The sequence below is a fragment of the Ruegeria sp. R8_1 genome (assembly GCF_017743815.1).
Lineage (GTDB): Bacteria > Pseudomonadota > Alphaproteobacteria > Rhodobacterales > Rhodobacteraceae > Ruegeria > Ruegeria lacuscaerulensis_A.
Genome location: NZ_JAGHRL010000001.1, coordinates 673,126 through 686,582 on the forward strand (window position 1 = coordinate 673,126; position 13,457 = coordinate 686,582).

The window sequence follows — 13,457 nt, forward strand, 5'->3', positions numbered from 1 at the left end:
ACAAGGCCGACAAGAGCTTAAGGAGAGCACCAAATGGATGGAACAGTTCTGGTCGCAGATGACGACCGCACGATCCGCACCGTTTTGACACAGGCCCTGACGCGAGCAGGATGCAAGGTGCATGCGACCTCTTCGCTGACCACGCTGATGCGCTGGGTTGGTGAGGGCAAGGGGGACGTGGTGATCTCGGATGTTGTCATGCCGGACGGCAACGGTCTGGAAATGCTGCCAAAAATCGCTCAGGATCGTCCAGGTTTGCCGGTCATTGTGATCTCGGCCCAGAACACAATCATGACGGCAATTCAGGCGGCCGAGGCGGATGCCTATGATTATCTGCCCAAGCCCTTTGACCTGCCGGACTTGATGAAGCGCACTGCGCGTGCGCTGGAGCAGAAACAGCGCGTTCAGACTGAAGTGGCGGAACCTGCCGACGAGCGTCCGGAAGAATTGCCTTTGGTCGGACGGACACCGGTGATGCAAGCGCTTTATCGGCTGGTTGCGCGGGTGATGAACACCGATCTTTCGGTCATGATATCTGGTGAAAGTGGAACTGGTAAGTCTTTGATTGCAAGGGCAATTCATGATTTCTCGGATCGTCGGACGCTGCCATTTGTAACTGCAACTGCGGCCGATCTGCGGGATCTGGAAGGCCCCGCGCGGGTGATGGCCCGTGTGCGTGGCGGCACGTTGCTGATTGATGAGATTGCCGATATTGAGGATGAACTGCAGGCCCGTATCGTGCGCATGATGGACACGCCCGGCGATCACGTCCCGCGCTTTATGGCAACCAGCCAGTCCGACCTGACCGAGGCGATGGAGAGTGGGCGTGTGCGTCAGGATCTCTACTACCGTTTGTGCGGCGCGACCATTCATGTGCCAGCATTGCGGGAACGGGTGGATGACATCACCTTGCTGGCCGATCACTTTCTGGCACGGGAAGAACGTGAACACGGCACCAAGCGCTGGCTTAGCGCTGACGCGGTGGAACTGGTTCGACGCTATTCATGGCCGGGCAACGTGCGGCAGCTTGAAAACGCAATCCGCCGCCTGAGCCTGACCAGCCGCGCCGATGAAATCTCGAAAGCCGAGGTTGAAATGGTGTTGGGCAGTCAGCCCGAAGCTGAACCTGTTCTGGGTGACGGCGAGCGCGAAAAACTATCGGCTTCGGTTGCGCGTCATCTGAGGCGGTACTTTGATCTGCACGGTAATTTGCTGCCACCTCCGGGTCTCTACCAACGCATTCTGCGAGAGGTCGAAGCCCCGCTTATCGAACTGGCGCTGGATGCAACTGGTGGAAATCAGGCAAAATGTGCTGATCTTCTGGGGATTAACCGGAATACGCTGCGGAAAAAGATTACAGACCTCGATATTCAGGTGACACGCAGACGCAAACTGATGTAATATGGCCACACAAAGCGTGGCATCCGGGTTCAGACCCGGCAAAGACCACGAATTATGGCGGTTAGCCGCGAAAGCGGCGCATCAGGATGAGGGCAGACGGTGGCATCCCGAGCACAGAGCGGGCTGATCCTATCGATTAATCGGTGGCGAAAATCCCGAAAGCTGCGCAATTTTAGCACCTTGGGTCTGGTTCTGCTGGGTCCTGCTTTGGCGTTGGCGACCTATCTTGTGATCGGCCCCTTTGACCTTGGGGCTTCTGCGCCAACTCTGCGGCTGATCCTGCTTGCAGACTTGGTCTATGTACTGGTCGTTGCGGCGCTTGTGCTCAGTCAGGTTGGCACGTTGATTGCGGCACGGCGTGCGAAATCGGCCGGATCGCGTCTACACCTCAGACTGATCGGCGCATTTACGCTTTTGGCGTTGGTTCCAACCGTGACAGTTGCCATCTTCGCCGGATTGACGGTGAACATCGGACTTGAAGGCTGGTTTTCAGACCGTGTTCGGCAGGTTGTGGGTTCGTCTCTCACGGCCGCTGAAGCTTACGAACAAGAGCACCGCGAGGGCTTGACGCAGGACGCCACGGTTCTTGCGCGGTTCTTGGACAATTCACGCGCAGTGGATTTCTATATCTCGGACGCCGAATTGCGGTCTGTGTTGGCACAGGGACAATCTCAGATTCAGCGTGGTCTGCGCGAGGCTTATGTTATCGACGGCAGTGGCGAGATCAAATCGCGCGGCGACAGGTCGTATCTGTTCAACTACGAAGCTCCGACGCCAGAGCAACTGGTCGAAGCTGCTGATACCGGCCTCTTGATCATTGCAGATTGGCAGAACAGCGAATTCCGGGCGTTGGTTCCTTTGCGCGCCTTTCTGGATCGATACCTTTATGTAAGTCGCGAGGTCGACGGGCAGTTGCTGACCTTGCTGGACGACACCAAGGAAACGGCACAGTTCTATCAACAGCTTGAAAGCGACCGGGGGCGGGTTCTGTTCGAGTTCGGTCTTTTATATCTTGGCTTTGCGGTCATTTTGATCCTTGCTGCGATGTCTTTGGGAATGTGGTTTGCCGAGCGCCTCTCGCGCCCGGTGGGGCGGTTGACAACGGCGGCCCAAAGGGTTGGTGCGGGTGATCTGAGTGTTCAGGTGATTGAAGAGGCCAGCGATGATGAGATCGCGATGCTGGGCCGTTACTTCAATCAGATGACACGGCAGCTGAAAGGGCAGCGCGATACCCTTCTTGAGAATACGCGGCAAATCGAACGCCGCCGGCGATTGTTTGACTCGGTTCTCAGCTCGGTCACGTCCGGGGTTGTCGGCGTAGATCCGGATGGTTGCGTAACATTCGTGAACCGCTCGGCTGAACGGTTGCTGGACTGGTCGCGTGGCGAAGAACACTTGGCCATCGGCATTGCCGTTCCTGAATTCCTTCCCCTGTTCGAAACGCTGAAGGACAGCGGTCAGGAAGCGGTTCAGGGTGAGGTCAAGGTGACCCGTAAAGGGCGGTTGGAAAACCTGTTGGTACGTATGGCCACCCGCCGCGGCGAAGACGGTGGACTTGAAGGATATGTGGTTGCATTTGACGACGTAACCGATCTGGTCAGCGCGCAGAGGTTGGCAGCTTGGGGTGACGTGGCGCGCCGGATCGCGCATGAGATCAAGAACCCTTTGACCCCGATCCAGCTGAGCGCGGAACGGATCAAACGCAAATTCTCGACCAAGCTGGATGAAGAGGATTGCGACAAGTTGGTGTCGATGACCGATGTCATCGTGCGTCAGACCAACGATTTGCGCCGGATCGTCGACGAATTTTCGAAATTCGCCCGGATGCCCGAACCCGAGCGGCGCGAGGAGAACATTGTCGAGCTGGTGCAAGAAGCGGTCTTGTTGCAGCAATCGGGACAACCGGACGTCAAGATTCTGGCCTCTTTGCCAGACCAGCCCATCCAGTTGGATGTGGACGCGACGATGTTGAATCAGGCTTTGACGAACCTGATCAAAAACGCGGGTGAAGCCATCGAGACGCTGAAAAGAAAGGGCGCACCCGACAATCTGAAGCCACAGATAAAAGTGGACGTAACGCCCGATGACGCGGGTACGGTGATAACGATAGCAGATAACGGAATAGGCTTACCGGAAGACAGGGCGCGATTGTTCGAGCCCTATGTGACCACACGAGATGAGGGGACGGGCCTTGGCCTGCCCATCGTTAAGAAAATAATCGAAGAACATGGCGGTGCACTGACTTTGGAAGATGCACCGGTATTTGACGGACAGGACCATTTTGGCGCGATGGCCGTGATCCGGTTGCCGGGGGGCAATTTCCCCCAATCCTCGGCGCCACAAAAGCAGGCAATTAAAACAAACAAACTGAAAGCAGGCCAAAGATGAGTGACATTCTAATCGTAGATGACGAACGCGATATTCGCGAGCTGGTGTCCGACATTCTGGAGGACGAAGGCTATTCAACCCGGCTGGCTGGCAACTCGGACGAGTGCATGGCCTCGATCAATTCCGAGCCGCCGGGTCTGTTGATTCTGGACATTTGGCTGAAGGACAGCCGTATGGACGGGATCGACATTCTTAAGGCGGTCAAGCGCGACAATCCGGATGTGCCCGTGGTGATCATTTCTGGTCACGGGAACATCGAGATCGCCGTCGCGGCGATCAAGCAGGGGGCTTATGACTTTATCGAAAAGCCCTTTAACATTGATCAGTTGATGGTTGTGATCCGTCGCGCGATGGAAACCTCGCGCTTGCGCCGCGAGAACGCCTCGCTCAAGCGCAAAGAGGTCACGAATTCCGACATGATCGGCAAGTCCGCCTCGTTCCGCGCGATGCAGGGACAGTTGGACAAGGTGACCAAGTCGAACGGTCGCGTCATGCTCAGCGGTCCTGCCGGATCCGGCAAAGAGATCGCCGCGCGGTACATTCACGCCCATTCGAACCGGGCAAACGCGCCATTTGTTACGGTCAATTGCGCCGGTATCGAACCAGAGCGTGTGGAAGAGGTTCTATTTGGTCGAGAATCATCAGAGCGCGGCGTCGAATCCGGGTTGTTGGAAGAGGCTCATGGGGGCGTTGTCTACTTTGACGAGGTTGCCGATATGCCGTTGGGGACTCAGTCCAAGATCCTGCGGGTGCTGGTCGATCAGCAATTCCAGCGCGTTGGCGGGTCAGACAAGGTGCGGGTAGATCTGCGTGTCATTTCATCGACCAACAAGAATCTCGACGAAGAAATCGCGGCAGAACGGTTCCGCGAAGAGCTGTATCATCGCCTGAATGTTGTTCCGATTGACGTGCCCTCGTTGGAGGACCGGCGCGAGGACATTCCGGTTCTGGCGCAACATTTCATAGAAATGTGCAATGAGTCTCAGGGTCTGCCGGTGCGCGAGATATCGGATGAAGCCGTGGCTTTGTTGCAAACCATGACCTGGCCGGGCAACGTGCGTCAGCTGAAGAATTTGATCGAGCGAGTGCTGATCCTTGGGGATGGGACCGGCCCGATTGAGGCCAGAGAACTGCCGACCGAGGATGAAAAATCAGACGACTCCGGTCGTGTGGTTTTGTCGGGTGCACTGGCGACTCTGCCGCTGCGCGAGGCGCGCGAGGCATTCGAACGTGAATATCTGCTGACGCAGATCAACCGGTTTGGCGGCAATATTAGTCGCACCGCCAGCTTTGTCGGGATGGAACGCAGCGCGCTGCACCGCAAGTTGAAGTCGTTGGGCGTTGTGACATCGAACAAGTCGGGTGCGCGGGTTGCGCAGATTGACGAACCTGAGCCGGCGGAATAATCCGCCGGGTCTTTAACCCGCCTGGCCAGGTGTGATGATCTGGAAAGAGCCATCATCAAATTTGACGAAACAGGACTCGGTGCTCAGGGGTGGTAGTTCGGTTGTGCGAACGGCGGGCACGCGGCTTTTAACGCTTTGCTTACAAGGCGGCAGGCTGATCGGGCGATAACCTTTGGCGGCCATGCACTGTGCTTCGACTGTGTTGCGCAGGCCTTGGTTGACATCGACTGTGTAGATCTGACCAGGTTGCCACCAACCGCCTGTGCGGTGGCATCGGCCGCGGCTGTCGCAATATGTTCGTCCCGGCCAATAAGTCGGCGGCCCCTGACGAACCTGATTGGCGACTGGCGCATCATTCAGGGCCTGCACCTGACATTGCGTCGTCTCGGTCTGCACGCGCGATACACTTTCGCCCTCGCGATAGTACATCGACAATGGTCCGCATGCGGTCAGGACTGTCAAAGGAATGAGTAAACGAATTACTGTTTTCATGGACTTAGAATGCCCTGACCTTTGGGATTTTACAATTCAATTGACCACTTCGGGACCATCTGTCATTCAAAACGTTCAGGCAGAAGGGCCCACGATATGAAGGTCATCATTTGCGGCGCTGGCCAAGTAGGCTGGCAGATTGCACGGCATCTGTCGGGCGAACTGAACGACGTGACGGTAGTGGACAATAACCCTGACCTTGTCCGTAGGGCTACTGAAACACTGGACGTTCAGGGTATTGCCGGCTTTGCCAGCTATCCGGATGTCTTGGAACGCGCAGGTGCGCGTGACGCCGAGATGATCATCGCCGCGACCCATTCGGACGAGGTGAACATGGTCACCTGTCAGATGGCGCATTCCGTCTTTTCAATCCAGCGCAAGATTGCGCGTTTGCGGTCAAAATCCTACCTGCAAGCTATTCACTCAGATCTCTACCGTCGGGATCACCTGCCGATAGACGTCGTAATCAGTCCCGAGCGCGAGGTGGCCGCTGCCGCCATGCGCCGCCTCTCGGCGCCTTCGGCTTTCGATACCGAGATGTTCATGGATGAGAAGGCACAGCTTTTGGGCATCCGTATCGATGAGGATTGCCCGATCGTGAACACGCCCCTGAGGCAGCTGACGGATCTGTTTTCGACACTCAGTTCCATCGTTGTCGGGGTGCGGCGCGAGGGTACGTTGTTTGCGCCGGAATCCGAAGATCAGCTGTTCGTTGGTGACGAATGCTATGTCTTTTCCAATGTCAAAGACGTGGACCGCACGATGGAGGTTTTCGGCAAAGCGCAAAGGAAACAGGATCGCGTGGTGATCGTTGGTGGTGGCAATGTCGGGTTGGAAGTCGCGCGCACATTGGAAGAACGCGAAAGTCGCGTCCGCGCCAAGATTATCGAGCGGGACCGCAGTTGTGCAGAACAGGCCGCCGAAGCATTGGAACGGACAATTGTTCTGAACGGCGATGGTCTGGACGCTGCGCTGCTGCGTGAGGCCGGGATCGAACGGGCGGATGCCATGCTGGCCGTGACGGATGACGACCGCGCCAACATGCTGGCTGCCGTGCGCGCCAAAGCTGAAGGATGCGCATTGGCGATTGCTTTGATCAACGACCCCAGCATGGTCGCGCTGATGGGGCCGCTTGGCATTGATGCATATATCAACCCGCGCGCGACAACGGTCAGTTCGATCCTGCGCCATATCCGGCACGGGCGGGTGCGGCAGGTCTATTCGATCGGGGACGCCGAGGCCGAGGTGATCGAGGCCGAAGTCCTCTCGACCTCTCCAATGGCCGGGCAAAGGCTGCGCGACATTGACTTCCCCGAAGGTGTTCTGGTGGGTGCGGTCCGCAAGGGCGATGAGTTGGTGCGCCCCTCGGGCAGTCTGCGGATCGAGGAAAAAGACGTGGTCGCGATCTTTGCGATGGCCAAGGATGTGCCAGAGGTCGAGCGCTTGATGCAGGTTTCGATTGATTTCTTCTGATGGCGCGGGTTGTTGCACATCAGATCGGACTGGTGCGGCGCTTGCCGTTGTTCTTGTTGATCTGGGGCATCGCCGCGGTGTCGATGTGGATACCTGCGGCTTATGCGCTGGCTTTGAATGACCACGATACCTCGCGGTCGTTCTTCTACTCTGGATTACTGGGTTTGTTTGTGGTGGCCACGATTGCGTTGGCCTCATCCAATCGTATTCCTCGCCGGGGAACTCTTGGGCAATTGGCCGTGCTGCTGGCATGTTTCACAGTGCTGCCGCTGTTTCTAGCGGTCCCGCTGCATGATGCGATGGGGAACACGACTTTTCTGAATGCTTATTTCGACATGGTTAGCGCGATGACGACCACGGGGGCGGATATCTTCCCTGATCCTGAACGGTTGAGCGCCCCGCTGCATCTGTGGCGGGCCCAAGTAGGCTGGATGGGCGGGTTGCTGATGTGGATTTCGGCGGCGGCCATTCTTGCGCCGTTGTCGCTTGGCGGGTTCGAGGTAACGGCGCGTGGTCAGCCCGGACGTCCTGTAACAGGCGTGGCGCAAAGTGAACGTGTTGATCCGCGCGGCCGTCTGATCCGCGTGACCCGGACGCTGAGTCCGATTTATGCCGGGTTAACGCTGGTGATCTGTTTGTTGCTGCTGATAACCGGGGAAACCGGCCTGACCGCGATCTGTCATGCGATGTCCACGATGGCGACGTCGGGCATCTCTCCGGTCGGGGGATTAGAAGGAGCGCAGGCCGGGATCACTGGTGAGGCGATCATCTTTCTGTTCCTTTTCTTCGCGTTGTCGCGTCTGACGTTTTCCACCGATACGGCAACAACCGGGTATTCGCGGCTAGACAAAGACCCCGAGTTCCGGATCGGCCTTATGATCGTTGTCGCGGTCGCCGCACTGTTGTTCACCCGCGTTTGGGCCGGGGTAAACGAAATCGGCAACCAACTGACGCCGGTTCAAGCGCTCAGTGTGATCTGGGGTATGGTTTTCACAGTATTGTCCTTTTTGACCACCGCTGGGTTCGAAAGTGCAAACTGGAACGATGCGCAACAGTTGTCGGGGTTGGGAACTCCGGGTCTTGTTCTGTTGGGAATCGCGCTGATTGGCGGTGGTGTCGCGACCACAGCCGGAGGGGTTAAGCTGCTGCGTGTGTTTGCTCTTTACCTGAACGGTGCGCGCGAGATCGACAGGCTGATCTACCCGTCGTCTGTTAGCGGGGTCGGGGGCGGAAATAAGCGCATCCAAAGCGATGGCGCCTTTATTGCGTGGATCTTTCTGATGATGTTCGCGTTGACGGCTGCATTGTTCAACATGTTGTTGGCAGCAATGGGCGCGGGGTTCGAACAGGCGATGGTTTTGACCGTAGCCGCCCTCAGCACCACGGGCCCTTTGATCGAGTTGGCGACTGACGTGCCCATCAGACTGGTTGATCTATCGGAGGGCGCAAAGCTGACAATGTGCGCCGCCATGGTGATTGGACGGCTTGAGACACTGGCAATTATCGCCTTGATCACACCGTCCTTGTGGCGGGACTGAGAATCAACACTCGTGTTAATGATTGATTTTTCATCTGGAAACTCGGTTAACGACACTCCATACTCCGCCAGAGGGAGCGCGTTGGTCCGCAGCGCGTAGCAAGAACAATGGCGAGTTTATAAAAATATGGCTTCGGACAGACAGAATCTGCAGGACGCGTTCCTGAACAATGTACGTAAGGCAAAGGTCCCGGTCACAATTTTCCTGATCAACGGTGTGAAATTGCAAGGTGTGATCACGTGGTTTGATAACTTTTGCGTGTTGTTGCGCCGCGACGGACAGTCGCAGCTGGTTTATAAGCACGCGATCTCGACCATCATGCCATCACAGCCGATCAACCTGTATGAGGGCGAAGACGCCTCTTGATGGAACATGACAGGACGCGCACCCGCGCCTGGGTGCTGCATCCGGAAATCAAGTCAGATGAACAGCGCCGTGCCCCCGAACCGGCGCTGGCAGAGGCGGTTGCACTGGCCGCCGCGTTGCCCGACCTTGACGTGGTCGGGTCAGAAATTGTGCGCTTGCCGCGGGCGCAGGCCGGTTTGTTGTTCGGCAGTGGCAAGATCGAAGAACTGGCCGAGCGGCTGCATGACAACAAGATCGAACTGGTGCTGATCGACGGTCCGGTGACGCCTGTCCAGCAGCGCAACCTTGAAAAGGCGTGGAAAGTCAAAATCCTCGACCGAACGGGGCTTATCCTCGAGATTTTCAGCGACCGCGCCCGGACACGTGAAGGTGTTCTACAGGTCGAGATGGCCGCACTCAGCTATCAACGGACACGGCTGGTACGCGCCTGGACCCACCTGGAACGCCAGCGGGGCGGTTTGGGTTTTGTCGGCGGTCCGGGTGAGACCCAGATCGAGGCTGACCGCCGTGCGATTGACGAACAACTTGTTCGCTTGCGGCGGCAGTTGCAGAAAGTTGTCAAGACACGCACACTGCACCGGGCCGCGCGCGCAAAAGTACCATATCCTATTGTGGCGCTGGTGGGTTATACAAACGCGGGCAAGTCCACTTTGTTCAACCGTCTGACCGGTGCCGAAGTGATGGCCAAGGACATGCTGTTTGCCACGCTTGATCCAACTATGCGCCGGGTCGAACTGCCTGATGGTCCCGAGGTGATCCTGTCGGATACGGTGGGGTTTATCTCGAACCTGCCGACCGAGCTGGTGGCTGCCTTTCGCGCCACGTTAGAGGAAGTTCTGGGTGCCGACATCGTCGTCCATGTCCGCGACATCAGCCATGAAGAGACTGAAGCACAGGCGCAGGATGTCGAAACCATCCTGACCTCTCTTGGGGTCGAGGATAACCGCCCGCGTCTGGAAGTCTGGAACAAGATCGATCTGTTGAACCCCGAAGAACGCGAAGCGGCTGTTGCCCGTGCGGATCGTGACCCTGAGGTTTACGCGATTTCGGCGGTCACAGGAGATGGGGTTGGCCCGCTTTTGGCCGACATAGCGACCAAGCTTCAAGGCGTTCGACACGAAACGACGCTGTTGTTGGGCTATGCCGAGGGTGACAAGCGGGCATGGTTGTTCCGTCAGGACGTGGTTCGGGCCGAAAAACAAACCGAGGATGGTTTCGAACTGACTGTTCTGTGGACGGACAAGCAAGCCGCGCAATTCGCAGCGCTTTAGGCGTTATTTCCCGTCGATCTGGCGTTGATAATCGTCGGCGTCGAACCATCGCAGCGAAGTTTTCACCTTGTGGTCCTCGGTCAATTCCCACTCTTCCCAGCCGCGGGTGATGACATGGTTTCCGGTTTGCGCGTGATGACCTTCCAATGTCCAAACAAAGATGGCGTCACGACCTGCCCATCGCATCATGTCGCAGCGCACCTCGAGGTCAGGAAAGTCTGCGTAGAACCCGCGCGCCATTTCAGCAACTGCGGCCCGTCCGACAATCGGCTCTCCTCGGTTTATCGTGATTTGCCCGTCAGGAGCGTAAAACTGCGCCACTTCGTCAGGGTTGCCTGAACTCCAGGCAATTGCATAATCGCGCGCGAGATTGTTCAACCTATCCCGAATGCTGGCCATAAATACCCCCAAACCAAATGTCTTTGCTTTAGGGGAGGGTACGGCAAAACCACCGCTTTCGTCCACGTAAGCTGAAAAAAGGGGCAAGGTCTTGCCGAACAGGGGAAATTAGCGCGGGATCAGGTTGGTAACGCCGACCGCAGCCGCACGGGCGAGATCAAGGTCCAGCGACATCGGAATATACTCTCCGCGGCGCCACAGTTGGGCTTGGTCATCATAATAGCGGGATAGAAAATGACCCGACTGACCGGTTGCCGTGATAAAGACCGAACTGTCGGGGTCGGCAAAATCATAGACGCCCCGATATCCTGCACCATGAACGTTCTGGAAAGGGTCCGGCCCTTCGCCCGAGGTGCGCCCGCGTAGCAAAGTATTGTCTCCGCCGCTGGTGGATTGGCGGATATTGACAAAGAACCGCAGAACCGGGACCGAGCCCAGAACCGGGTGATCATGGGTCGCCTGATGCGCATCGCCCCAGCGTAAGGATTGCAGCGCGCCGCCGTATTTCTCGGTGATCCAGATCAGCGCATCATCCAGTGCAAGGCGGGCCATATCACTACATGTTTCCGTTGGTGCGCTTTGCCGAACGTCGCACCAGACCGCCGCGCCATCAATGTTCCGATAGACGCGTTCGATGAACAGCGGCTCGACATGCTTGAACTCTGCCGCGATCGGCCCCAATTCGTCCGAGATCAAACGAATCTGAAGCGCCCGCAGCCACGCCGCGTAGATCAAAGGTTCAGGCAGATGTTCGTTCATCTCGCCATTCCACTCGGCCAGCAAATTAAGTGCAATCTGACGTTGCCGTTCCGGTGTACCTTCGGGGGCCGAAGCTCCGGTGAACCACAAATCTGCCCCGATCAGCGGCAACAGGGACCGTGCAGTGAAGCTTACGGTGTCCAGCTGTGCCTCGATAAAGCTGTCGCGCGTATGGACCTCGCGCGATTGCATCAGCCTTTCCCATCGGTGAATGCGCTGGGTATCGCCCCATTCATACGACACATGTCGCGGGAAAGGGCGGTTGATGACCTTGTTGTTGGTGTTACCTAAGATGCCGCCTGCAGGGGCCACGAATTCGGGGTTATCGCCATAGGGCAGACGTCCCTGCCAGCGGTTTTCGTTCAGCCAACCCGGTGTCGGAATGCGTCCCCGGCTTTGGTTTCGCAGGTCGCGGCGGGGCATCGCACCGATCAGTTTCATACCAATGGTATCCGTATCGACCAGCGAAAGGTTCTGGGACGGAGCGATGAAGAGCTCGGCCGTGTCAATCGCCTGTCGCACTGTGTCCGCATTCATCAGCGCCATTGAAGCCGACATCGAGGTATCCTGCGCGCTGAGCGCAGTCCATGACAACGACGTTACATGCCCCGGAGGCGTGATGGTTCCCAAGTCAAAGTCACTGCCGGGCAGGACAGGTCCGTTCTCTGTCCAGCGTAAGGTCAGTGTAATGGGCGCTTCGTCCTTTATTTCTATGATCGATGGACGGCTGCGGAACTGTTTGAAACCGTCAGGCGTCAGGTATTCTTCAGGGTTGTCGGGGTTGAGCTGTTCGATATGTATGTCCTGGTCGTCCAGATAGGACGATGTCAGCCCCCATCCCAGACGGTCGCTGCGCCCTGTCATGATTGCCGGAACGCCGGGGATACTTGCCCCGATCACGCCACCCTTGGCCAGCTGCAGCCGGGCCAGATACCAAATGCCTGGCGCTGTAAAGCCCAGATGCGGGTCATTGGCCAGCAAGGTGCCCCCGATGGCCGAACGTGAAGGTGCGGCGCTCCAGGCGTTAGAGGCTCCGGCCAGTCCGCGCTTGGGCAATGGGGACAACGGGGTATCGGGCCTTGGGGTTCCCGCCGCGTATCGGGGCACGCCGGGAAACAAAGCTGCGTATTCGGGTAGGGCTGCGATCCCCGACCCCGGAACATCGGGTAAAATATCAGCCAGTCTTTCGGCATCGTTCAGCATCAGCGATGTGCGCGCCCGCAGCACCTCATCCTCAAGATGACCGGACAGTTGCAATGCCATCAGCTTAATGACCGCTAGGCTGTCGCCGGGCTGCCAAGGAGAGACCGGCGCGTTGAACAGGAACATCTCGGGTGCGCCGCGACCCAACGCGCTTTCGTTGATCTCGGCCAGACGTGCGTTGACACCCGAGGCATATGCCCGCAGGGCTGCTTTGGTATAGTCGTCCTGAACCGTGACCGAGCGATGGGCCAGCCCGTACAGGTCCAGTCTGCGCAACAGTTTGTCGATGTGAACGGTGCGTGCGCCAAAAACCTCGGATAAACGCCCCTGTGCGGTTCTGCGCAGAACGGTCATCTGCCAAAGCCGGTCCTGAGCATGCGCATAGCCCAGCCCAAAGAACACATCCGGGTCAGTCGCACCCAATATATGAGGAACATTTGCAGTGTCGCGGATGATCTCGACCGGGGCTGTCAGGCCCTGAACTTCGACCGTCTGATCATATTCCGGCAAGGATTGACTGGCCAGAAAATACACCAGCAGGACAGCGGCCAAAGTTAACAGAACGAGGCCCGATGCAATACGCACCAGCCAGCGAAATACTATAGCCATCTGCGGTCCAATTTCCTGTTCATCCGTCGAATGGCGCAAGAGTAAAGGAACCCATCGCGAACCGAAAGAGCAGCGCGGGCAGTTTGTTCCACTGCGCCGTTACGAAACGCAAACCCCGCCGCTGACCGGGGTCAGGGCGGGGCGAAACTGGG

At 57.5% G+C, this 13,457-nt stretch carries 10 protein-coding genes; 7 read left to right on the plus strand and 3 right to left on the minus strand.

The genetic code is table 11. The features are described 5' to 3' along the window. Positions 1 to 33: 33 nt before the first annotated feature. The 3 genes from J7380_RS03420 to J7380_RS03430 all read left to right on the plus strand — a co-directional run bounded on the left by J7380_RS03420 (position 34) and on the right by J7380_RS03430 (position 5,195). Complete coding sequence (locus J7380_RS03420; protein WP_209194488.1) at positions 34 to 1,401, plus strand: response regulator; 1,368 nt, start codon at positions 34 to 36, stop codon at positions 1,399 to 1,401. Positions 1,402 to 1,500: 99 nt separating this feature from the next. Then, entirely contained in the window at positions 1,501 to 3,789 is a 2,289-nt protein-coding gene (locus J7380_RS03425; protein WP_209194489.1) for a PAS domain-containing sensor histidine kinase, read from the plus strand. Beyond that, positions 3,786 to 5,195, plus strand: coding sequence for a sigma-54 dependent transcriptional regulator (locus tag J7380_RS03430; protein WP_170354343.1), 1,410 nt, complete (start codon positions 3,786 to 3,788; stop codon positions 5,193 to 5,195). The genes J7380_RS03425 and J7380_RS03430 overlap by 4 nt, the downstream gene beginning before the upstream one ends. Positions 5,196 to 5,207: 12 nt before the next feature. Here the strand turns inward: J7380_RS03430 and J7380_RS03435 are convergent, their stop codons facing one another. Further along, positions 5,208 to 5,687 carry a hypothetical protein gene (locus tag J7380_RS03435; RefSeq protein ID WP_209194490.1) on the minus strand — a complete coding sequence of 160 codons (480 nt, stop codon included), beginning with the start codon at positions 5,685 to 5,687 and terminating at the stop codon, positions 5,208 to 5,210. A 96-nt stretch (positions 5,688 to 5,783) separates the two neighbouring features. On the opposite strand from J7380_RS03435, the gene trkA reads away from it, so the two are divergent. The 4 genes from trkA to hflX all read left to right on the plus strand — a co-directional run bounded on the left by trkA (position 5,784) and on the right by hflX (position 10,335). Further along, positions 5,784 to 7,160, plus strand: a complete 1,377-nt coding sequence (gene trkA, locus J7380_RS03440) for a Trk system potassium transporter TrkA (protein ID WP_209194491.1) — start codon at positions 5,784 to 5,786, stop codon at positions 7,158 to 7,160. Beyond that, positions 7,160 to 8,698: a potassium transporter TrkG gene (locus J7380_RS03445; protein ID WP_209194492.1), complete on the plus strand. Its 1,539-nt coding sequence runs from the start codon at positions 7,160 to 7,162 to the stop codon at positions 8,696 to 8,698. The genes trkA and J7380_RS03445 overlap by 1 nt, the downstream gene beginning before the upstream one ends. Before the next feature lie 126 nt (positions 8,699 to 8,824). Further along, the gene (gene hfq / locus J7380_RS03450) at positions 8,825 to 9,064 is read left to right on the plus strand and encodes an RNA chaperone Hfq (RefSeq protein WP_005982826.1); all 240 of its coding nucleotides are present in this window, start codon (positions 8,825 to 8,827) and stop codon (positions 9,062 to 9,064) included. Then, positions 9,064 to 10,335, plus strand: coding sequence for a GTPase HflX (gene hflX, locus J7380_RS03455; RefSeq protein ID WP_209194493.1), 1,272 nt, complete (start codon positions 9,064 to 9,066; stop codon positions 10,333 to 10,335). Before hfq ends, hflX begins: the two co-directional genes overlap by 1 nt. A gap of 3 nt (positions 10,336 to 10,338) precedes the next feature. Here the strand turns inward: hflX and J7380_RS03460 are convergent, their stop codons facing one another. Beyond that, entirely contained in the window at positions 10,339 to 10,734 is a 396-nt protein-coding gene (locus J7380_RS03460) for a nuclear transport factor 2 family protein (RefSeq protein WP_209194494.1), read from the minus strand. A gap of 108 nt (positions 10,735 to 10,842) precedes the next feature. After that, a complete protein-coding gene (locus J7380_RS03465) occupies positions 10,843 to 13,305 on the minus strand; it encodes a penicillin acylase family protein (RefSeq protein WP_209194495.1) in 2,463 nt (820 codons plus the stop codon). Between the last annotated feature and the right edge of the window lie 152 nt (positions 13,306 to 13,457).